We start from the raw sequence: 20,712 nt of genomic DNA, 5'->3' as shown, positions 1-20,712 counted from the left end.
TACAGGCCCCGGCTGGTAGATTTCACGCCTTCGTGCCCAGCGCTTCGGCCTTGCGCAGCCAGCTCTGGCGCTGCTCCTCGCTGGATGGGCGCACCGGGGCGAATTCGCTCAGGCGGCGGGTCTTGATGCCGCAGAAGCCGAGGATGGTGCGCACCATCTGCCGATGCGCCGGGGCACCATAGACCCAGCGGAAATACCAGCAGGGTGTGTCCAGGGTCACCAGCAGGTCGGCGCTGCGCCCACTGAGCAGCTTGTCCCAGAGTTGCGAGCGATTGCGGTACTTGAAGGCGAAGCCGGGCAGCAACACCCGGTCGAAGAAGCCTTTGAGCAGCGCCGGTACGCCGCCCCACCAGACCGGGTAGACGAACACCAGGTGCTGGGCCCAGTGGATCAGACGCTGAGCTTCGAGCAGATCCGGTTCGAGGGTCTGGCTTTGTTCATAGCCGTCGCGCAGCACCGGGTCGAACTGCATCTCACCCAGCCGCAGTTGGCGTACCACATGCCCCTTGCTGCGCGCTCCCTGGCTGTAGGCCTCGGCCAGGGCATGGCAGAGGCTGTCTTTCTTCGGCGTGCCGAGAATCAGCAGGATCCGCTTGCCATCGCCTTCCAGCCGTGTGGCACCGCTCTTGCCTTCAGTCATGCCGCCCGGCTCCGAGCATGTCCTGTGGTCGTACCCATTGGTCGAACTCCTCTTCATTCAGATAGCCGAGCTGCAGTGCAGCCTGACGCAGGGTGCTGCCTTCGGCATAGGCCTTCTTGGCGATTTCAGCGGCTTTGTCGTAGCCGATATGGGGGTTGAGGGCGGTCACCAGCATCAGGCCATTCTCCAGGTGCGCGGCCATTTGCACGGCATCCGGTTGCAGCTCGGCGATGCAGTGCTGCTGGAAGTTGCGGCAGCCGTCGGCGAGCAGGCGGATCGATTGCAGCAGGTTATGGATGATCACCGGCTTGAACACGTTGAGCTGCAGATGGCCCTGACTGGCGGCGAAGCTGATGGTGGCGTCGTTGCCCAGCACCTGGCAGGCCAGCATCGACAGCGCTTCGCACTGCGTCGGGTTGACCTTGCCGGGCATGATCGAGCTGCCTGGCTCGTTGGCCGGCAGGCGTACTTCGGCCAAGCCGGTGCGCGGGCCGGAGCCGAGCAGGCGCAGGTCGTTGGCCAGCTTCATCAGGGCCACAGCCAGGGTTTTCAACGCGCCGGAGAGCTGTACCAGCGGCTCGTGCCCGGACAGTGCGGCGAACTTGTTCGGTGCGCTGGTCAGCGGCAGGCCCGACAGTGCGGCCAGTTCGGCGGCAATGGCTTCGGCGAAGCCGCTCGGCGCGTTCAGACCAGTGCCGACGGCCGTGCCTCCCTGGGCCAGCTCGCAGACGGCAGGCAGGGCGGCGCGAATCGCCGCTTCGGCATGGCCGAGCTGGGCGACGAAGGCCGACAGCTCCTGACCGAAGGTGATCGGCGTGGCGTCCATCATGTGGGTGCGCCCGGTCTTGACCAGGTTGGCGTGACGCTGCGCCTGCTCCTGCAGGCCGTCACGCAACTCGGCCAGCGCCGGCAGCAGGCAATGGCGCACACCCTGCACGGCGGCGATATGCATGGCCGTAGGGAAGCAGTCGTTGGAACTCTGTGCGCGGTTGACGTGATCGTTGGGGTGCACCGGCGTCTTGCCGCCGCGCTGGCCGCCAGCCAGCTCATTGGCGCGGCCGGCGATCACCTCGTTGACGTTCATGTTGCTCTGCGTGCCGCTACCGGTCTGCCAGACCACCAGGGGGAATTGCGCATCGTGCTGGCCTTCGAGCACCTCGTCGGCGGCCTGCTCGATCAGTCGGGCGATGTCCGCCGGCAGCTCGCCGCTGCGGCTGTTGACCCGTGCTGCGGCTTTCTTGATCAGCGCCAGGGCGTGTAGCACGGCCAGCGGCATACGCTCCTGACCGATGGCGAAGTTGATCAGCGAGCGTTGGGTCTGTGCGCCCCAGTAAGCGTCGTTGGGGACTTCGATCGGGCCGATGCTGTCGGTTTCGGTGCGGCTCATGGCGTTCTCCGGGGCAAGTGCGAGGTTGCTGGCAGTTTAGGTCGCGCCACCGAAGACTGGTTCCACAACTTGTCTATCAGGTTGATCGGAACTCAGAGTGCGTGCTCACCAGCGGGCATGGGTTTCACCCAGCCAGCCCAGTGCGCCATCGACCGGTACGCGTTCGCCCTTGGGGCCACGCAGTACACCGTCGTAGTGGCCGAAGTGCTGCACGGTGTTGGCGTGGAAGGGGCCGAGCTTGGGGCAGGCCTTGTGGACCTGACGCGGAGTGAAGCGCAGGGCGACGTGGTCGTCTTCGCTGTCCAAGCGCCAGGGGGCCAGCGCTGCCTGCGAGCTGCACTGCATATGCAGCGGGCTTTCGAGCTGCTGCACTTCACCGCCGAACCACAGTGCGTTTTCCGACAGGCCGCTGTAATCCAGCCAGCCCGCACCGAAGTTACCGGCGATGCCGCCGGCTGCGGCGAAGGCTGCGCGTTGCCAGTAGGTGTTCAGCGGCCAGACCCCGCGGCCGAAGTCCAGCGCGGCGAAGCTCTGGCCCTGCACGCAGCTGTAGTGTTTGTTGCCCAGTTGCAGGCTGCCTGCGGTAGGCAGGCCCAGTTGGCGGCTGGTGGCATGAAAGCCGCCATTTTTCAGGGGCGCGACCAGATTGACCGATTGCAGGTGGGCTGGGCGCTGGATGTCCAGGGCCGCCTGCAGCGGTTGCCCGCCGATATCCGGAGCAGCAGCGGTGAGGCGCAGCCGGCCGGGGTGTTCGTCGATCCGCAATTGCAGGCGAGAGTGGCTGAACGAATGGCTCTCCAGCGGCAGGTCGGGGAGCTGGCAGCCGAGGGCAAATGGGCGAAATTGGCTATGGGCGACGGCCTGGCCGGTCTCCAGGTCGAGAAAGTAGGCGGCGCCATAGCCGAGGTAATCAAGGTCGGACAGGGTCAGCGCGAGCATCCACTGCGGGGTGGTGATGCACCAGTGATTCCAGCGTTTGCGCCGCCCGGCGTGACCGTTGAGGGCGCAGTCCACCTGCGGGCGGCTGGACCAGCCAATGGCGTCCTCCAGCAATCGGCCCTTGCTGTCGCAGAGCGGCTGGAGCGTGAAGGGGGCATGTGAGGTTAGGCTGGTCATAAGGCACGTCCATGTATGTGCGCAGGCTGGCGATCAATTGCCGGCTCGGGGGAGTGTGCACGCCTTTATAAGACTGGCGAATATCTTGCAGAATGCCGAGCTAGCCCAAGCATGGGCAAGTGCTGGCAATTTGGCAACTGACCAGTGGGTGCGCCAGTGTGCAGGGCGTCTGTGAGTCGTGTCACAACTCGCGTCCCTTGAGGGATTTCGGCGCAGGGCACAAAATGCCGCCACCGCAGTCTACCCAGACTCATTCATCACCAGTGGAAGCTTCCCATGCTCCGTTTTTCCAAACTCTGCACCGCCGTTCTGCTCAGCGCTAGCGCATCCCTGGCCATGGCCGATGCCGCCAGCCACGCCGCCGATGCCGAGCGTTTTCTCAAGCTGGCCCACGCCGACAAGCTGACCGTGCCGGTCTATGGCCAGGTTCAGCAGATGTTCGCGCAGCGTTTCGCCCAGGCGCCGGATGGCAAGAAAGCGGTACTGGAGAGCTATCAGGCCAAGGCCAACACCGCGCTGGACAAGGCCGTCGCCTGGGACAAGCTGAAGCCGGACATGGTCAAGCTCTACACCAGCAACTTCAACGAGCAGGAGCTCAAGGACCTGATCGCGTTCTATGAGTCGCCGCTGGGGCAGAAGGTATTGCAGAAGATGCCGATGCTGACCGCACAATCCGCGCAGATCACCCAGAGTAAACTGGAGTCCGCCGTACCCGAGGTGAACAAGCTGCTGGCCGACATGAGCAACGAACTCGGCCTGCCGAAACAGCCCTGATGGAGCCCAAGATGTCCAAGCAAGACCTGATCGTCACCGCCCTGGCCGCCCTGCAACCCGAGCACCTCGAGGTGCTGGACGAAAGCCATATGCACAGCCGCGGTCTGGAGACCCACTACAAGGCGGTGATCGTCAGTCCGGCCTTTGCCGGCCTGAATGCGGTCAAGCGACATCAGAAGGTCTACGCCACCGTCGGTGAGTTGATGGGGCAGATCCACGCATTGGCGCTGCACACCTACACCCCCCAGGAGTGGGCAGCGCAGGGCGTGGCTCCGGCCTCACCGACCTGCCACGGCGGTCATTGAGATAGCCCAGGGGCAATCCGCGGAGATCGGGCGTCAAGTCCCGGATTGCATCCGGGCTACGTGACAGGCTGTCACGCCTTGTCGCCAAGCCACCCCGGCGAATCCCTGCTTTGCTACAATCCGTCCGCGCCGGCTCATGCCGGCGTTTTTCATGTCACCCCAGTCCGCCCTTTACGTGGGCGACTACTGAGAGAATATTCATGACCGACAAGATCGTCGTCGCGGCGCTGTATAAATTCGTCTCCCTGCCGGATTACCAGGCGCTGCGCGAGCCCCTGCTGCAAACCCTGATCGATAACGACATCAAGGGCACCCTGTTGCTCGCCGAAGAGGGCATCAATGGCACCGTGTCCGGTAGCCGCGCGGCTATCGATGCGCTGCTCGCGTGGTTTCGCCAGGATGTTCGCCTGGCCGATATCGACCACAAGGAATCCTACTGCGATGAGCAGCCGTTCTATCGCACCAAGGTCAAGCTGAAGAAGGAAATCGTCACCCTCGGTGTGCCCGGTGTCGATCCCAATCAGCGTGTCGGCACCTACGTCGAGCCGCAGGACTGGAATAGCCTGATCAGTGACCCGGAAGTGCTGCTGATCGATACCCGCAACGATTATGAAGTGGCTATCGGCACCTTCGAGGGCGCCATCGACCCTAAGACCAAGTCGTTCCGCGAGTTTCCCGACTACATCCGCGAGCACTTCGACCCGAGCAAGCACAAGAAGGTGGCGATGTTCTGCACCGGCGGCATCCGCTGCGAGAAGGCCTCCAGCTACATGCTTGGCGAGGGTTTCGAGGAGGTCTATCACCTCAAGGGTGGCATCCTCAAATACCTGGAAGACGTGCCACAGGAGCAGACCAAGTGGCAGGGCGACTGCTTCGTCTTCGACAATCGTGTGACCGTGCGCCATGACCTGTCCGAAGGCGACTACGATCAGTGTCACGCGTGTCGCACACCGATTTCCGTGCAAGACCGTCAGTCCGAGTTCTACAGCCCCGGCGTCAGCTGCCCGCATTGCTGGGATTCGCTGCCGGAGAAAACCCGCGAAAGCGCCCGTGAGCGGCAGAAGCAGATCGAGCTGGCGCGCCAGCGCAATCAGCCGCACCCCATCGGCCGTGACCCCCGCCAACTGAACGAGGCCTGACCCATGGCTAGCCGCCTGCTCTACGTGATGGACCCGATGTGCTCCTGGTGCTGGGGTTTTGCACCGGTGGTCGAAGCCCTTGCCGAGCAGGCTGCTGCTGCCGAGGTGCCGCTGCAGATCGTGGCGGGAGGCCTGCGTCGTGACCAGGTGGCCGTCGACGCGGCTGCGCGGGTGCGTTACCTGGGCTACTGGCAGGCGGTCAACGCCAGCACCGGGCAGCTGTTCGATTTCGAGCGCGGCCTGCCGGAGGGCCTGGTGTACGACACCGAGCCCGCCTGCCGCGCACTGGTGACGGCTCGCAGCCTCCACGCGCCCAGCGCCTGGAGCTTGCTCAAGTTGATCCAGAGGGCGTTCTACACCGAAGGCGCCGACGTCACCCAGGCCGGCGTGCTGGTGCAACTGGCCGAACAGGCGGGCATTCCGCGCATCGAGTTCGCCGAGGCCTTCGACAGCCAGGCCATGCAGGAGGCGACCGCCGCCGACTTCACCTGGGTTCAGGATCTGGGTATCGCCGGCTTCCCCACGCTGCTGGCCGAGCGCGATGGCCAGCTGGCGCTGTTGACCAATGGCTATCAGCCGCTCGAGGTTCTCTCTCCTCTGCTCGGCCGCTGGCTGGAGCGCGCTGCCAATGCCTGATCGGTTGAGCTGGGTAGAAGTTCGTCGCCTGGCCCTGCGTCACAAGAAGGCACTGGTCCTGGCCAATCTGGTCGCTGTAATGGCGACCTTGTGCAGCGTACCGATTCCGCTGCTGCTGCCGCTGCTGGTCGACGAAGTGCTGCTGCACGACGGCGACACCGCGCTCAAGGTGATGGACAACTTCCTGCCGGCCGATTGGGAAACCGCGGCCGGCTATATCGGCCTGATGCTGCTGTTGACTCTGTTGCTGCGCGGCTCGGCGCTGATCTTCAACGTGCTGCAGGCGCGGCTGTTCGCCAGGTTGTCGAAGGACATCGTCTACCGCATTCGCATGCGCCTGATCGAGCGCCTCAAGCGTATTTCCCTGGGCGAGTACGAGAGCCTGGGCAGCGGCACCGTGACCACTCACCTGGTCACCGATCTGGAAACCCTGGACAAGTTCGTCGGCGAGACCCTGAGCCGCTTTCTGGTGGCGGTGCTGACCCTGGTCGGCACCTCGGCCATCCTGGTCTGGATGCACTGGCAACTGGCGCTGCTGATCCTGCTGTTCAACCCGCTAGTGATCTACGCCACCGTGTTGCTGGGCAAGAAGGTCAAGCACCTGAAGAAGCTGGAGAACGACAGCACGTCGCGCTTCACCCAGGCGCTGAGCGAAACCCTGGAGGCAATTCAGGAAGTGCGTGCCGGCAATCGCCAGGGGTATTTCCTCGGCCGTCTCGGCGGCAGGGCACGCGAGGTACGCGATTTTGCTGTGGCCTCGCAGTGGAAGAGCGACGCCTCCAACCGTGCCAGTGGCCTGCTGTTCCAATTCGGCATCGACGTGTTCCGCGCGGCGGCGATGCTCACCGTGCTGTTCTCCGACCTGTCCATCGGCCAGATGCTCGCGGTGTTCAGCTACCTGTGGTTCATGATCGGCCCGGTCGAGCAGTTGCTCAGCCTGCAATACGCCTTCTATGCCGCTGGTGGCGCGCTGACACGCATCAACGAGCTGCTGGCGCGCCAGGACGAACCTCAGTACCAGGGGCGTGTCGATCCTTTCAGGGCACGCAACACGGTGGGCATCGAGATCCAGGGGCTGACCTTCGCCTACGGCGACGAACCGGTGCTCGATCGCCTCGACCTGTCCATCGGGCCGGGCGAGAAGGTCGCCATCGTGGGCGCTTCGGGGGGCGGCAAGAGCACTCTGGTGCAGTTGCTGTTGGGGTTGTATACACCGCAGGCCGGCAGTATCCGTTTCGGCGGTAGCACGCTGGAGGAGGTCGGCCTGGATTGCGTGCGTGATAACGTCGCGGTGGTGCTGCAGCACCCGGCGTTGTTCAACGACACGGTGCGTGCCAACCTGACCATGGGCCGTGAGCGCAGTGACGAGGCCTGCTGGCAGGCGCTGCGCATCGCCCAACTGGCTGACACCATTGGGCAGTTGCCACTGGGGCTGGACAGCGTGGTCGGACGCAGCGGCGTGCGCCTGTCCGGTGGTCAGCGCCAGCGTCTGGCCATTGCGCGCATGGTGCTGGCCGAGCCCAAGGTGGTGATCCTCGACGAGGCCACTTCGGCGCTGGACGCCGCCACCGAGTACGCGCTGCACGAAGCCCTGGCGCAGTTTCTTGAAGGGCGCACCACATTGATCATCGCCCACCGCCTGAGTGCGGTGAAACAGGCCGACCGCGTGCTGGTGTTCGATGGCGGCAGCGTTGCCGAGGATGGCGACCACCAGCAGCTGATTGCCGAAGGTGGGCTGTACGCCAAGCTGTATGGGCACCTGCAGCAGGGGTGAGGCTTCTGGAATGTTCGCGGCTGAAGCGCAATGCCGCCCAGCTGCTCCTTCGTGATGGTAGGTAGGAGCGGCTTCAGCCGCGATGCTCTTTTGCGCACCTAGCGGCCCCGGATTGCCTCCGATCTACAATGCGTGCTGGCCTGTCGCGGCTAAAGCCCCTCCCACAAGTTTGCTCGCTGCCATGGCAGGCTCCTGTGGGAGGCGCTTCAGCGGCGATGCGTTTGTCTCAAGCGTTGCTCATCAATGCTTCGCTCAACTCTTCGAACAGTGTCTGCACCGAGCGCAAGGCGCGGCAGTCGGGGCGGGTCAGCAGCCAGAGTTCGGTGTCGCAACCAGCGACCGGCGGGCCGAGTGCCTTGAGCTCGGGGTGGGCGCGCAGTACGAAGTCGGGCAGGGCGGCGAGGCCTAGTCCGGCGCGTGCCAGTTGCGCCACGGCATACATGCTGCTGCAGCGATAGTTTGGGGTGATGCTCGGCAGTTCGCGCAGGCGCCAGAGCACCGTGGCGTGGTCCGGCATCGCCTCGTCCGGGGCGATCCAGCTTTGCCGCGCCAGGTCGCTACGGTCCTGCCCATCATCGCGGGCGCAGACGAGGTAGGACACCCTGGCCAGACGCCGGCCGACCAGGTGCTCCGGCGGCTCGCTGGTCAGGCGCAGGGCCAGGTCGGCATCGCGACGACTGAGGTTGGCGAAGTCGTTGGAGGTCACCAGTTCCAGCGACAGTGCCGGGTAGCTGGGCATGAAGCGCGCCAGCGCTGGCAGCAGCAGGCTGCTCAACACGGCATCCGTGCAGGTCAGGCGTACCGTGCCGCTGACCACATGCTTGCCTTGCTCCAGAGCCACACGTGCAGCCTCCAGCGCCCGTTCGGCGTGCTCAGCCTGCTCCGCCAGGGCCCTGGCGGTTTCGCTGGGTTCGTAGCCGCGCCTGCTCTTCTCGAATAGCGCCGCGCCCAGTGCGGCTTCCAGGCGGCGTACGGCGCGAAACACGGTGGAAACGTCCACCTGCAGCAGCTCCGCAGCACGTGCCAGGGAGCGGCCCCGTACCATAGCGAGTACCAGGGAGAGGTCGGCGTGGTCGATCTGATATTGCATCGCTGCAATTCCTGCTTGTCAGTTTGCCAATTATTATTGCGTAGGCGCCCTCTTATAGTGGCAGGTAAACCGCCATGCAAGAGGGGCAGATGCGCATGTACAGCAAGTGTCGAGTCAGGGTCGCCCTGGTGGGTGAATTCAATCCGGCGATTACCGCCCATCGTGCCATCCCCGAGGCGCTGCGTCTGGCCTCCGAGGCGCTGGGCGTGGCGGTCGAATACGACTGGCTGGCCACCGACAGCATCGTCGATGAAACGGGCCTGATGAGTTATGACGGCATCTGGTGCGTGCCGGGCAGTCCGTACGCCAGTACCGATGGGGCGCTACGCGCGATCCGTTTCGCCCGTGAACAGGCTGTGCCGTTCCTCGGTACCTGCGGTGGTTTCCAGCACGCGTTGCTGGAGTACGCGCGCAACCGCCTGGGCTGGCTGGATGCTGAACACGCCGAGCTGTCGCCACAGGCGCAAACCCCGTTGATCGCACCCTTGGCCTGCGCTCTGCAGGATGTCAGTGAGTGTGTGCGTCTGGTTTCGGGTTCTCGTATCGCCGAGCTCTATGGTGTGCGTGAAATCAGCGAGCAGTACCTGTGCCGTTACGGCCTCGACGATGCCTTCGTCGAGCCGTTGATGGTGCAGGCATTGAAGGCTTCCGGGCATGACGAGGCGGGTGCTGTGCGCGCCATCGAACTGGAGGAGCATCCGTTCTTCATCGCCACCCTGTTCCAGCCCGAGCGCGCGGCGCTGGAAGGCCGCGTGCCGCCGGTGGTCGCTGGCCTGGTCGGTGCCTGCGCAGTGCAATCGGTGCACGAGGCCCATCTGGAGCAGGCTTCGTGATCGCAGCCACGCCGGAGCCTCCCTATTACGTGGTGATATTCACCTCGGTACGCACGGCGGTCGATGCCGGCTACGCCGAGGCGGCGCAGCGCATGCTGGAGCTGGCCGCGCAGCAGCCGGGCTTTCTCGGCGTGGAGTCGGCGCGCAGCGATGGCCTGGGCATTACCTTGTCCTATTGGCAGAGCGAAGAGGCCATCCGCGCCTGGCGCGAGCATGCCGAGCACAGCGCCGTCCGCGAGCGAGGGCGTGCCGAGTGGTACGCCGCCTGTACCACTCGTGTGGCCAAGGTGGAGCGGGCTTACGGTTTCTATCGTTCGGCCTGAGAGCGAGTGGCAGGTTTGCCAACCACGATGTAATGAAATATTTACGCATGGTCGGGTTTTTGGTGCTCGGCTACACGCATATATAGGGGTGTAAGGAAAACTTGCCATGCAGGGGCCCGACTGCTGTGGCGAGCTGTCGCAAGCCATCTTGAGAGCGGCTCTGCGCTCGGTTGTCATGAGGTTGTCCGCAACGCATTCGTGCGCTTGCCATAACAATGACAATCAGGAGGCAGAATGAACGCCGTGGCCAAGATCGAGCAGCACAACCCCATCGGGACCGACGGTTTCGAGTTCGTCGAATTCACCGCACCGAGCGCCGAGGGTATCGAGCAACTGCGCCAGTTGTTCACCGCCATGGGCTTCACCGAGACCGCCAAGCACCGCTCGAAGCAGGTGTGGCTGTTCCAGCAGAACGACATCAATATCGTGCTCAACGGCAGCCCGGTCGGCCATGTACGCGCCTTCGGCGAGAAACATGGGCCGAGTGCCTGCGCCATGGCCTTCCGCGTGAAGAATGCGGCCCAGGCGGCAGCCTACGTCGAGCAGCAGGGCGCCACGCTGGTGGGCAGCCACGCCAACTTCGGCGAGCTGAACATCCCCTGCGTCGAAGGCATCGGCGGCTCCCTGCTGTATCTGGTCGACCGCTACGGTGACAAGAGCATCTACGACGTCGATTTCGAGTACATCGAAGGTCGCAGCCCCAACGACAACGCCGTCGGCCTGCAGTGCATCGACCACCTGACCCACAACGTACGCCGTGGGCAGATGGACGTGTGGTCCGGATTCTACGAGCGCATCGCCAATTTCCGCGAGATTCGCTACTTCGACATCGAAGGCAAGCTCACCGGCCTGTTCTCCCGTGCGATGACCGCGCCGTGCGGCAAGATCCGCATCCCGATCAACGAGTCGGCCGATGACAAGTCGCAGATCGAGGAATTCATCCGCGAATACCACGGCGAGGGCATCCAGCATATCGCCCTGAGCACCGACGACATCTACGCCACCGTGCGCCAGCTGCGCGCCAACGGCGTTGATTTCATGACCACCCCTGATACCTATTACGAGAAGGTCGACACCCGCGTCGCCGGTCACGGGGAACCGACCGAGGTGCTGCGTGAGCTGAATATCCTCATCGACGGTGCCCCCGGGGACGACGGCATCCTGCTGCAGATCTTCACCAACACGGTGATCGGCCCGATCTTCTTCGAGATCATCCAGCGCAAGGGCAATCAGGGCTTCGGTGAGGGCAATTTCAAGGCGCTGTTCGAATCCATCGAGGAAGACCAGCTGCGTCGCGGTGTGATCTCCGAGGAGTGATGCCATGAGCCGTCAATGGATTCGCTTTCCCCTGCGTGAAGGCGAGTGCTCGCGCCAGGCGCATTGCGACCTGCCGCAGGGCACCTACGAGCGCGAAATGGGCCGCGAGGGTTTCTTCGGGCCCACCGCGCACCTGCATCACAAGCACCCGCCAACCGGCTGGGTCGACTGGCAGGGCCCGCTGCGCCCGCATGCGTTCAACTTCAACGACATCCCCAGCGAGCGCGACTGCCCGCTGGCGGCGCCGCTGACCTTGCACAATGCCGATGTCAAACTGCGTGTCTGGCGCACCCATGGCGCCATGCATCATCTGGTGCGCAACGCTGACGGCGACGAGCTGCTGTTCGTCCACGAAGGCAGCGGGCATTTCTACTGTGATTTCGGCCATCTGGAATACCGCGACGGCGACTACCTGCTGATTCCGCGCGGCACCGCCTGGCGTATCGAGGCCAGCACGCCGAGCTATTTCCTGCTGATCGAGAACACCGACGGTGCTTATCAGCTGCCGGACAAGGGCCTGCTCGGCCCGCAGGCGATCTTCGATCTGGCCATGCTCGAGCACCCGCATATCGATGACGCCTTCAAGGCGCAGCAGGACGAGAACACCTGGCAGATCCGCATCAAGCGGCGCGGCCAGATCAGCACCGTGACCTACCCCTATAACCCGCTCGACGTGGTTGGCTGGCATGGCGACAACACCGTGGTGCGCCTGAACTGGCGTGACATTCGCCCACTGGTCAGCCATCGCTACCACCTGCCGCCGTCGGTGCACACCACCTTCGTCGCCAATGGCTTCGTGATCTGCACCTTCACCCCACGCCCGGTGGAGTCCGACCCCGGCGCGCTCAAGGTGCCGTTCTTCCACAACAACGACGACTACGACGAAGTGCTGTTCTACCACCGGGGTAACTTCTTCAGCCGCGACAACATCGAGGCCGGCATGGTCACCCTGCATCCGTGCGGGTTCCCTCATGGGCCGCATCCCAAGGCGCTGAAGAAGAGCCAGGAGGATCCGGCCACCTTCATCGATGAGGTGGCGGTGATGATCGACACCCGTCGCGCCCTGGAGGTGGCCGATGCCGCCAGCGCGGTGGATGTCGCCGAGTACGTCAATTCCTGGCGTGCGCCGGGTATACAAGGTTAAGGGCGGTCATCAATCGTGCCCTCTCCCACACGTGGGAGAGGGGAGAACAGCCCGCACGCGAACAGACGAATAGGTAGGAACCATGAAACTCGCATCACTCAATCAAGGCCGCGATGGCGTGCTGATCGTCGTTTCCCGCGATCTGACCCGCGCCGTGCGTGTGCCGCAGGTCGCCGCCACCCTGCAGGCCGCCCTGGACGACTGGGCGATCGCCCGGCCCAAGCTCGAAGCGGTCTATCAACGCCTCAACGACGGCATGCAGGAGGGCGCTTTCGCCTTCGATCAGGCAGCCTGTCACAGCCCGCTGCCACGCGCCTATCACTGGGCCGATGGCAGCGCCTACGTCAATCACGTCGAGCTGGTGCGCAAGGCGCGTGGCGCCGAGATGCCGGAGTCGTTCTGGCATGACCCCTTGATGTACCAGGGGGGCGCTGACACCTTCATCCCGCCGCACAGCCCGATCCGCCTGGCCGATGAGGCCTGGGGCATCGATCTGGAGGCCGAGTTGGCGGTGGTCACCGACGACGTGCCCATGGGCGCCACGGCGGCCGAAGCGGCCGGGCACATCCGCTTGCTGATGCTGGTCAACGACGTGTCGCTGCGCAACCTGATTCCCGGCGAGCTGGCCAAGGGCTTCGGTTTCTACCAGAGCAAGCCGTCGTCGAGCTTCTCGCCGGTGGCCATTACCCCGGACGAGCTGGGCGAGAGCTGGAAGGACGGTAAGGTGCACCGGCCGCTGGTGTCGCAGATCAACGGTGCGCTTTTCGGCCAGCCGAACGCCGGTGTGGACATGACCTTCAACTTCCCGACTCTGGTGGCGCACGCGGCCAAGACCCGCCCGTTGGGCGCCGGCACCATCATCGGTTCGGGCACGGTGTCCAATTACGACCGCAGCGCAGGCTCCTCCTGTCTGGCGGAGAAACGCATGCTGGAAATCGTCGAGCAGGGCGAGGCGAAAACCCCCTTCCTCAAGTTTGGCGACCGGGTGCGCATCGAGATGTTCGACGTCGCCGGGCAGAGCCTCTTTGGTGCCATCGATCAGGTAGTGCAGCGCTACGACGCCCACTGATTCGTAAGGGCAGCTGTAGGAGCGGCTTTAGCCGCGATTCGCCAGCAGTCGCTTAAAGCATCGCGGCTGAAGCCGCTCCTACCTAATCGCGTTTAGAAAGGAATGCGCAATGTTGAAACTCTACGGCTACTGGCGCTCCAGCGCCGCCTACCGTGTGCGCATCGCCCTCAACCTCAAGGGGCTGGCCTATGAGCAGGTGCCAGTGCATCTGGTCAAGGACGGTGGCCAGCAGCACGGCGCCGACTATCGCGCACTGAACCCGCAGGGGCTGCTGCCGCTTCTGGTGGACGAGGGCAGCGGCGGTGTACGCATCGCCCAGTCGCTGGCGATCCTCGAATACCTGGAAGAAATGTTCCCGGTGCCGGCATTGCTGCCGGCCGAACCGGCCGAGCGCGCCCAGGTAAGGGCGCTGGCGCTGCATATCGCCTGCGACGTGCATCCGCTGAACAACCTGCGCGTGCTGCAGTACCTGAGCGCTGAGCTGGGCGTCGCCGACGAGGTGAAGAACGCCTGGTACCGACACTGGGTCGCCCTTGGCCTGGCCGCGGTGGAAGAGGGGCTCGGTGCGTTCGGCGGGCGCCTGTCGCTCGGCGAACGACCTGGATATCTGGAAGCCTGCCTGATTCCGCAGCTGTATAATGCGCGGCGTTTTAACTGTGACCTTGCCGCGTACCCACGCATTGTCGCCATGGCGGCGCGCTGTGAATCCCTGGAGGCCTTCCAACTGGCCGCGCCGGAGGTGCAAGCCGACGCCCAGTGACACCTCTGGCTTCAACCCAAGCCTTGCATTCCGCTGCGCCACAAGCGCGGCGGGTCCGATTCCGTCACAGATAAAAACAAGCAGGTGACGCATGACCCGTGAAAAACCGAAGAACCTCTGGCTCTCGCGCTGGGGCTTCATTCTCGCTGCAACCGGCTCGGCCGTGGGCCTGGGCAATATCTGGAAATTTCCTTACATCACCGGCGAGTACGGCGGCGGCGCGTTCGTGCTGATGTACCTGGCGTGCATCCTGGCTATCGGCATCCCGGTGATGATGACCGAAATTGCCGTCGGCCGCCGCGGCCGTGGCAGCCCCATCGACGCCATTGGCCGCGTGGTCCGCGAGAACGGCGGCAACCCGCTGTGGAAGGCGGTTGGCGGCATGGCCATGCTAGCCGGCTTCATGATCCTGTGCTTCTACGTGGTCGTCGCCGGCTGGGCCTTCGCCTACACCTGGAAGATGCTCGACGGCTCGCTGGCGGCCAGCAGTGTCGAGGCGCTGGGCGGCGTGTTCGAGGCGCACAATGCCAACCCCTGGCAACTGGGGGGCTGGAGCGTGCTGGTAGCGCTGCTGACCTTGTGGATCGTGGCCAAGGGCGTGCAGCAGGGCATCGAGAATGCCGTGCGCTGGATGATGCCGGGCCTGGCGCTGATGCTCGTCGCACTGGTCGGCTATGCCCTGAGCAGCGGTAGCTTCGATGCCGGTTTCGCCTTTCTCTTCCATTTCGACGCTTCGAAGATCACCGGCGAGGCGCTGCTGGCGGCATTGGGCCACGCCTTCTTTACCCTGAGCCTGGCCTCGGGCGCCATTCTCACCTACGGCTCCTACATTCCGGATGGCCAATCCATCGCTCGCACCACCTTCATGGTCGCCATCTGCGACACCCTGGTGGCGCTGCTCGCCGGCCTGGCGATCTTCCCGATCATCTTCGCCAATGGCATGAGCCCCAGCGCCGGGCCGGGGCTGATCTTCATGAGCCTGCCGCTGGCCTTCCAGCAGATGCCCTTCGGCACGGTCTTCGGCGTCTTGTTCTTCGCCATGGTATCGATTGCCGCGCTGACCTCGGCGATCTCCATGATCGAAGCCACGGTGGCTTACCTGAACGAGAAGCACGGCATCAGCCGTCTGCGCGCGGCCATGGGTGCCGGCGCGGTGCTGCTGGTGATCAGCCTGCTGGCGATGCTGTCGTTCAACCTGATGGCGGGCTGGACGCCCCTGGGCAAGAACTTCTTCGACTGGCTGGACTACCTCACCTCGCGCTGGATGATGCCGCTCGGTGGCATCTTCATGGTGGTGCTCGCTGGTTACGCGCTGCGCTGCGATATCCTGCGCGACGAACTGGACCTGCCGCCGGCCGGCTACGCCTTGTGGCTGTTCATGGTGCGCTACGTCAGTCCGGTGCTGATCATGGTGGTCTTCCTGCATGCGCTGGGCTGGCTGCTGTTCGATCCGGTCACGCAGTGGTACTGGATCGCCGGTGCCATCGGTCTGCTGACAGTGGCTGGCGAGATCCTGCGGCCCAGAGTGGTGCCGGTGCTCGCCGGGCGTTGATCGCGGCGTGAGTCGAGAGGCGCAGCTTCGTCAGGGGCTGCGCCTTTTTTGTCGGCATCGCTGCGGTCGGCGGGTTTTCGCCATTCGTTCGGCGCCAATAAGCGGATCATTGCCGGTGTTGGCGATTTGATCGGCTATCCTGAGAATCATGGTTTGGCGAATTGCCAGCACTCAAGCGGCGCTACACTCTTGCCGATAGGTTGGATTAGATATGGCATAGCAGTTGCGTGGTCAGTCGACCAGGTCGCGTCCATGAGACGCGGTCGTAATAAGAAGAATCTGGAGTCGCGCCTTATGTTCAAGCCTGCCGCACGCTTTTTCGCCAACCTTGCCGTGGGCAAGAAACTCTTCATCGGTTTTGGTCTGGTGCTGTTGCTCACTGCCGCCATGACCGGCAGCGGCTACCTGGCCGTGCAGGCGGTTCTGCATGGGCATGAGCAGGTGGGGCAACTGGCGCAGGTGAACCAGGAAATCCTCCAGGCGCGCCGTTTGGAGCGCAATTTCGCCATCGAGCAGACACCGGACAACGCGGGCCGAGTGCGCGAAAGCCTGCTCAAGGTGCAGGGCATGTTGCAGCATCTGAGCGAGGGGGCGGCTGAAAGCACGCGTGTGCAGACCATGCAGCAGGCCACCACCGAGTACCTGAAACAGTTCGATAACTATGTCGAGCAGCAGGATAAAGCCCGTGAGGCGCGCCAGGACATGCGTACTGCAGCGGGGGAAGCCCGTGACCAGTTCGAGGTGATCGAGCTGGATATGTACGACGCGGTGCGCGAGCTACGCCTGCAAGGTGATCGCCTGCGTGGCAGCGACCCGCTGACCCTGGCGGAAACCGCATCCGGTCTGAGCAAGCGCATGCTCGACCTGCGGGGTCAGGAAAGCCTTTACATCATCGACGGTTCGTCCGAAGCGCTGGAAGAATGGCAGTACGTCAGCGAGGACCTGCAGAACGTCGCCCGCAGCCTGACCGTCTGGCTCAACGATGAACAGAAGGCCTCCATCGAGACCGCTTTGCAGGCGCTGACCCTTTATCAGCGCTCCTTCCTCTACTACCAACAGCTGCGTGAGCAGAACCACGCCACCGAGAAGGCCATGATCGAGCGCGCCCGTTCGGTTGTCGATCTGGCCGAGTCGGCCCAGGCCAGTGCCGAAAGCCGGATGCTCGTCGATAGCCGGCGGGCGCTGCTGATGCTCGGCATCATGGGCGTGGCCGCTGTGGTACTGGGCCTGTGCGCCGCGCTGCTGATCACCCGCCTGATCGTCGTGCCGCTGCGGCAAACCGTGATCTTCGCCAAGCGCATCGCCTCTGGCGATCTGAGCCAGGACATCCCGCAGGAGCGCAGCGACGAAGTCGGGCAATTGCTCGCCGCCATGCAGGACATGACCCTCAGCCTGCGCAATCTGGTTGGTCGTATTGGCGGTGGTGTCGGGCAGATTGCCGCGGCGGCCGAACAGCTCTCTGCGATCACCGCGCAGACCAGCGCCGGTGTGCAGACGCAGAAAATGGAGACCGAACAGACCGCCACGGCCATGCACGAGATGGCTGCCACCGTACAGGAAGTGGCGCAGAACGCCGAGCAAGCCTCGCTGGCTGCGCGCGATGCCGACCAGGAAGCACAGCAGGGCAATCGCGTGGTGCAGCAGGCCGTGGAACAGATCGACAGCCTGGCCAGCGAAGTGGAGCAGTCGGCCAAGGCCATGGCTGACCTGAATCAGGAAAGCGCGCGTATCGGCAGCGTGCTGGAGGTGATTCGTAGCGTCGCCGAGCAGACCAACCTGCTGGCGCTCAACGCGGCCATCGAGGCGGCGCGCGCCGGGGAGCAGGGCCGTGGTTTCGCCGTGGTCGCCGACGAGGTGCGGGCGCTGGCCAAGCGCGCTCAGGAGAGTACCGAGGAGATCGAGAGCCTGATCGCCGGTCTGCAGCGCATGGCTAAAGGCGCCGTGCAGCAGATGGACAGCAGTCGCGATCTGACCCGCCGCACCGTCGAACTGGCTGGCGAAGCCGGCGGTGCGCTGGCTCGTATCACTCATGCGGTGAGTACCATCGAGCAGATGAACCAGCAGATCGCCGCCGCCGCCGAGGAGCAGAGCGCGGTGGCCGAAGCGATCAACGAAAGCATCACCCGCGTGCGCGATGTCGGCGAGCAGAGCGCCACCGCCACTGAGCAGACCGCCGCCTCCAGCGCCGAGCTGGCTCGCCTGGGTGTGGAGCTGCAGGGGCTGGTGCGACAGTTCCGCACCTGATCCTCAGCCCAGATGGAATCCACCGTCGATAGGGATGATGGCGCCGGTCATGTAGGCACCTGCGCTACCGGCCAGGCTCAGCGCCAGAGCCGCCATCTCCTCTTCGCGGCCCCAACGCTTCATTGGAATGACGGCAGTATCGGCGGCGAGTGCGGCCTCGTCCTCGGCGATGAAGCGGGTCATCTTGCTGGGAAAGCGCCCTGGGGCAATCACGTTGACGTTGATGTGCTCGCCGACCAGTTCCTTGGCCAGCATGCGTGATAGCTGATGCAGCGCCGCCTTGCTCGGGCCGTAGGCATAGGCCTGTTCGCCCATGGCGCTGATGCCGGCCACCGAACCGATATTGATCACCCGCGCTGGATATTCGCCAGAGCCGGCCTTGCGCAGCAGCGGTAGCAGTTGCTGGATGCAGCCGAACACCGAGGTGACGTTGAGCTGCATGACCTTCTCCCAGCCCTTGGCCGGGTAGCTTTCCAGTGGTGCGCCCCAGGTGGTGCCGGCGTTGTTGACCAGAATGTCCAGCTTGTCGATGCGCCCGCTCAGTTCGGCTGCCAGTGCCTGAACGCCTTCCTCGCTGGACAGGTTGGCGGCAATGCCGGTGCACTGGCCCAGCGCAGATAGTTCGGCGGCGGTCTGCATGCAGGCTTCGCCGTCGCGCGCGCAGACATAGACATGGGCACCGGCTTCGACGAAGGCCTTGGCGATCATCAGGCCGATGCCACGGGTGCCGCCAGTGACCAGGGCAGTGCGCCCGGCAAGGGAAAAGTACGGATGCATGGGAAGGCCTCGCTGAGTGATAAGGCCTTCACCCTAGGGCCTGGCAGCGGGGAATGCAGGCATCATTGCTGGGCGAAATGACGCTTCATGCGTTTTGTCTGGTCGCGGCTGAAGCTCCTCCCACGCAATCGGCGCTCTGTAGGAGGGACTTTAGCCGCGATCAGCGATCTGCACATCCAGCACGCGAATACGCCCCGGCTCGGGATAATGCCAGTGCACGTCCAGATCCCAGAAGCGTGCGCCATAGCGCCGCTCCGGCTCCGGCTGCTGGTAGGCCGGGCGCGGATCCTGCGCCAGGCACTGTTCGATCAACTCGACCAGCGGCTCGTTCAGGCGCTGTGCGTGCTGGCGCGCCAACGGCAATGCATCGCCATGCCACTGGACCGGGATCAGCCGTGGTGCGGCATCGGCCATGGTGTTGTGCGCATCGCTCACACAGTCGGCGTAGGGAACGTACGGCTTGATATCCAGCACGGGCGTGCCGTCGAGCAGGTCGATGCCGGACAGGTGCAGGCGGCCCGGCTCGACCTTCTCCAGGCGAACCACCGATTGGCCGATGCCATTGGGGCGATGGGTGGCGCGGGTGCTGAACACGCCGACCGACTGGTTGCCGCCCAGGCGTGGCGGGCGCACTTTCAGGCGTGGTTTGTCTTCCAGCGCCTGGTGAAACAGAAACAGCAGCCAGACGTGGCTGACCTGTTCCAGACCCTCAACGGCCTCGCCCTGATCGAAGGGCGGCAGCAGCTCCAGTACGCCGCGTGCGGCAGGTGCCAGGTGCGGCTGGCGGGGGATGGCGAATTTTTCCTTGAAGCAGGAATGGACGATGCCGACAGGGGAAACCAGATGCTGCATGGCGTTCTCTTAGCGGCTGCGCACAGGGGCGTCGTGCGCGACCCGGCAACCGGCGTCGCGGAACGGGCCGGTAAAACGGATCCAGCCTTCGCCAGGACTGACCTGGGCGCAGGTCAGGTGGCCGTCGACCTTGCTCTGCCAGAGAAAGAAGGGGGCAGGCGCCGCCAAGCCGGGCAGGCTCAGGGCGAGCAGGGCAGTGAGTAACAGGGTACGCATGATGGTGGTCTCCAGAGCGTGACGGACACAGCCTAACACGGTCTCAGAAGCGCTCCTTCTCGCCCAGATAGCGCCACTGCCCGACCGGCAGCTTGGCCATGGGCACGCCGCCAATGCGGATACGCTTCATGCCGAGCACCTTAAGGCCCAGTGCCGTGCAGATCTGCCGCAGCAGGTCAGGGGCAGGATTCTTCAGGGCGAAGCGCAGGCGCTGTTCGCTCTGCCAACTGGCCTTGCACGGTGGGAATTGCGTGCCCTTGTGCAGCCAACCTTTCTTCAGGCGTTCCAGTGCGCTGGCGGGCAGTTCGCCGGCTACCTCGACCAGGTATTCCTGTTCCAGCTTGGCAGCGTCCTCGCGCAGCTTGCGTTGCGTGCGCCAATCCTGGCTGAGCACTATCAGGCCGCTGGCACCGGTCTGCAGCGGCAGGCTTTGCTCCTGGCGCAGGAAGTGGCCATGCAGGATGCGCTGGGCGTGCGGGTCTTCTTCCCAGTGTCGTTCGCGTACCAGCAGGTGCTGCAACTGTGCGGCGTTGCAGCCAGTCGCACCATGCACCAGCAGTGTCACCGGCTCTACCGGCTCGAGCGTGGCATCTGCATGCAGCTCGACGCGCTGATCCTCGACCTTGAATTGCGGCGCCTCGACCACCTGGCCGTCCACCGTCACCCAGCCGCCGCTGATGTACAGGTCGGCCTCGCGGCGCGAGCAGCCGAACAGTTCGATGACGCGTTTGGACAGGCGGGTGGGTTCGGTCATGGTGGCGCTC

The 20,712-nt window shown here is 64.3% G+C and carries 21 protein-coding genes and 1 pseudogene; 14 read left to right on the top strand and 8 right to left on the bottom strand.

Annotated elements, in window-relative coordinates:
* Window positions 1-22: 22 nt before the first annotated feature.
* The 3 genes from ACN8M7_RS14715 to ACN8M7_RS14705 form a co-directional block, all read right to left on the bottom strand.
* A complete protein-coding gene (locus ACN8M7_RS14715; protein WP_490261230.1) occupies window positions 23-640 on the bottom strand; it encodes an NAD(P)H-dependent oxidoreductase in 618 nt (205 codons plus the stop codon).
* Window positions 633-2,027 carry a class II fumarate hydratase gene (locus tag ACN8M7_RS14710; RefSeq protein ID WP_490261229.1) on the bottom strand — a complete coding sequence of 465 codons (1,395 nt, stop codon included), beginning with the start codon at window positions 2,025-2,027 and terminating at the stop codon, window positions 633-635. The genes ACN8M7_RS14715 and ACN8M7_RS14710 overlap by 8 nt, the downstream gene beginning before the upstream one ends.
* A 105-nt stretch (window positions 2,028-2,132) precedes the next feature.
* Window positions 2,133-3,143, bottom strand: coding sequence for a DUF2804 domain-containing protein (locus ACN8M7_RS14705; protein ID WP_490261228.1), 1,011 nt, complete (start codon window positions 3,141-3,143; stop codon window positions 2,133-2,135).
* A gap of 276 nt (window positions 3,144-3,419) precedes the next feature.
* Here ACN8M7_RS14705 and ACN8M7_RS14700 point away from each other — a divergent pair, with 276 nt between their 5' ends.
* The 5 genes from ACN8M7_RS14700 to ACN8M7_RS14680 all read left to right on the top strand — a co-directional run bounded on the left by ACN8M7_RS14700 (window position 3,420) and on the right by ACN8M7_RS14680 (window position 7,771).
* Window positions 3,420-3,917, top strand: a complete 498-nt coding sequence (locus tag ACN8M7_RS14700) for a DUF2059 domain-containing protein (protein ID WP_490261227.1) — start codon at window positions 3,420-3,422, stop codon at window positions 3,915-3,917.
* Window positions 3,918-3,928: 11 nt separating this feature from the next.
* Window positions 3,929-4,222 carry a BolA family protein gene (locus ACN8M7_RS14695; protein WP_490261226.1) on the top strand — a complete coding sequence of 98 codons (294 nt, stop codon included), beginning with the start codon at window positions 3,929-3,931 and terminating at the stop codon, window positions 4,220-4,222.
* Window positions 4,223-4,422: 200 nt separating this feature from the next.
* Window positions 4,423-5,361 (top strand): oxygen-dependent tRNA uridine(34) hydroxylase TrhO, encoded by a 939-nt coding sequence (trhO, locus tag ACN8M7_RS14690; protein WP_490261225.1) that lies wholly within the window; start codon window positions 4,423-4,425, stop codon window positions 5,359-5,361.
* Between the two features lie 3 nt (window positions 5,362-5,364).
* Window positions 5,365-5,997: a DsbA family protein gene (locus ACN8M7_RS14685; protein ID WP_061240003.1), complete on the top strand. Its 633-nt coding sequence runs from the start codon at window positions 5,365-5,367 to the stop codon at window positions 5,995-5,997.
* Window positions 5,990-7,771 carry an ABC transporter ATP-binding protein gene (locus ACN8M7_RS14680; RefSeq protein WP_490261224.1) on the top strand — a complete coding sequence of 594 codons (1,782 nt, stop codon included), beginning with the start codon at window positions 5,990-5,992 and terminating at the stop codon, window positions 7,769-7,771. The genes ACN8M7_RS14685 and ACN8M7_RS14680 overlap by 8 nt, the downstream gene beginning before the upstream one ends.
* A gap of 226 nt (window positions 7,772-7,997) precedes the next feature.
* On the opposite strand, the gene ACN8M7_RS14675 is transcribed toward ACN8M7_RS14680, so the two are convergent.
* Window positions 7,998-8,861 carry a LysR family transcriptional regulator gene (locus tag ACN8M7_RS14675; RefSeq protein WP_490261223.1) on the bottom strand — a complete coding sequence of 288 codons (864 nt, stop codon included), beginning with the start codon at window positions 8,859-8,861 and terminating at the stop codon, window positions 7,998-8,000.
* Between the two features lie 95 nt (window positions 8,862-8,956).
* Between ACN8M7_RS14675 and ACN8M7_RS14670 the strand changes: the two genes are divergently transcribed.
* The 9 genes and pseudogenes from ACN8M7_RS14670 (at window position 8,957) to ACN8M7_RS14630 (ending at window position 18,103) form a co-directional block, all read left to right on the top strand.
* Window positions 8,957-9,694: a CTP synthase C-terminal region-related (seleno)protein gene (locus ACN8M7_RS14670; protein WP_490261372.1), complete on the top strand. Its 738-nt coding sequence runs from the start codon at window positions 8,957-8,959 to the stop codon at window positions 9,692-9,694.
* The gene (locus tag ACN8M7_RS14665; RefSeq protein WP_490261222.1) at window positions 9,691-10,017 is read left to right on the top strand and encodes an antibiotic biosynthesis monooxygenase family protein; all 327 of its coding nucleotides are present in this window, start codon (window positions 9,691-9,693) and stop codon (window positions 10,015-10,017) included. Before ACN8M7_RS14670 ends, ACN8M7_RS14665 begins: the two co-directional genes overlap by 4 nt.
* A gap of 234 nt (window positions 10,018-10,251) precedes the next feature.
* Window positions 10,252-11,334, top strand: a complete 1,083-nt coding sequence (gene hppD / locus ACN8M7_RS14660; protein WP_490261221.1) for a 4-hydroxyphenylpyruvate dioxygenase — start codon at window positions 10,252-10,254, stop codon at window positions 11,332-11,334.
* Window positions 11,335-11,338: 4 nt separating this feature from the next.
* A complete protein-coding gene (locus ACN8M7_RS14655) occupies window positions 11,339-12,478 on the top strand; it encodes a homogentisate 1,2-dioxygenase (RefSeq protein WP_490261220.1) in 1,140 nt (379 codons plus the stop codon).
* Window positions 12,479-12,560: 82 nt separating this feature from the next.
* Window positions 12,561-13,547: a fumarylacetoacetate hydrolase family protein gene (locus ACN8M7_RS14650; protein WP_490261219.1), complete on the top strand. Its 987-nt coding sequence runs from the start codon at window positions 12,561-12,563 to the stop codon at window positions 13,545-13,547.
* Between the two features lie 109 nt (window positions 13,548-13,656).
* Window positions 13,657-14,307: a maleylacetoacetate isomerase gene (maiA, locus tag ACN8M7_RS14645; protein WP_490261218.1), complete on the top strand. Its 651-nt coding sequence runs from the start codon at window positions 13,657-13,659 to the stop codon at window positions 14,305-14,307.
* Window positions 14,308-14,398: 91 nt separating this feature from the next.
* Window positions 14,399-15,859 (top strand): sodium-dependent transporter, encoded by a 1,461-nt coding sequence (locus tag ACN8M7_RS14640; RefSeq protein WP_490261217.1) that lies wholly within the window; start codon window positions 14,399-14,401, stop codon window positions 15,857-15,859.
* Window positions 15,860-16,111: 252 nt separating this feature from the next.
* Window positions 16,112-17,245 (top strand): annotated as a pseudogene (locus tag ACN8M7_RS14635) (HAMP domain-containing protein); the annotation flags it as partial.
* Window positions 17,231-18,103 (top strand): methyl-accepting chemotaxis protein, encoded by an 873-nt coding sequence (locus ACN8M7_RS14630; RefSeq protein WP_490261371.1) that lies wholly within the window; start codon window positions 17,231-17,233, stop codon window positions 18,101-18,103. The pseudogene ACN8M7_RS14635 and the gene ACN8M7_RS14630, both read left to right, overlap by 15 nt.
* A gap of 3 nt (window positions 18,104-18,106) precedes the next feature.
* On the opposite strand, the gene ACN8M7_RS14625 is transcribed toward ACN8M7_RS14630, so the two are convergent.
* The 4 genes from ACN8M7_RS14625 to ACN8M7_RS14610 all read right to left on the bottom strand — a co-directional run bounded on the left by ACN8M7_RS14625 (window position 18,107) and on the right by ACN8M7_RS14610 (window position 20,702).
* Window positions 18,107-18,880: an SDR family oxidoreductase gene (locus ACN8M7_RS14625; protein ID WP_061239986.1), complete on the bottom strand. Its 774-nt coding sequence runs from the start codon at window positions 18,878-18,880 to the stop codon at window positions 18,107-18,109.
* Between the two features lie 150 nt (window positions 18,881-19,030).
* Window positions 19,031-19,732 (bottom strand): tRNA (N6-threonylcarbamoyladenosine(37)-N6)-methyltransferase TrmO, encoded by a 702-nt coding sequence (tsaA, locus tag ACN8M7_RS14620; RefSeq protein WP_061239984.1) that lies wholly within the window; start codon window positions 19,730-19,732, stop codon window positions 19,031-19,033.
* 9 nt (window positions 19,733-19,741) lie between these two features.
* Window positions 19,742-19,948, bottom strand: a complete 207-nt coding sequence (locus tag ACN8M7_RS14615; protein WP_061239982.1) for a hypothetical protein — start codon at window positions 19,946-19,948, stop codon at window positions 19,742-19,744.
* A 43-nt stretch (window positions 19,949-19,991) separates the two neighbouring features.
* Complete coding sequence (locus ACN8M7_RS14610; protein ID WP_490261216.1) at window positions 19,992-20,702, bottom strand: rRNA pseudouridine synthase; 711 nt, start codon at window positions 20,700-20,702, stop codon at window positions 19,992-19,994.
* Between the last annotated feature and the right edge of the window lie 10 nt (window positions 20,703-20,712).

The organism is Pseudomonas spartinae (assembly GCF_965197125.1).
Lineage (GTDB): Bacteria > Pseudomonadota > Gammaproteobacteria > Pseudomonadales > Pseudomonadaceae > Aquipseudomonas > Aquipseudomonas composti_A.
Note: the sequence above shows the minus strand (reverse complement) of the source record. Positions and strands in the feature narration are given on the sequence as shown.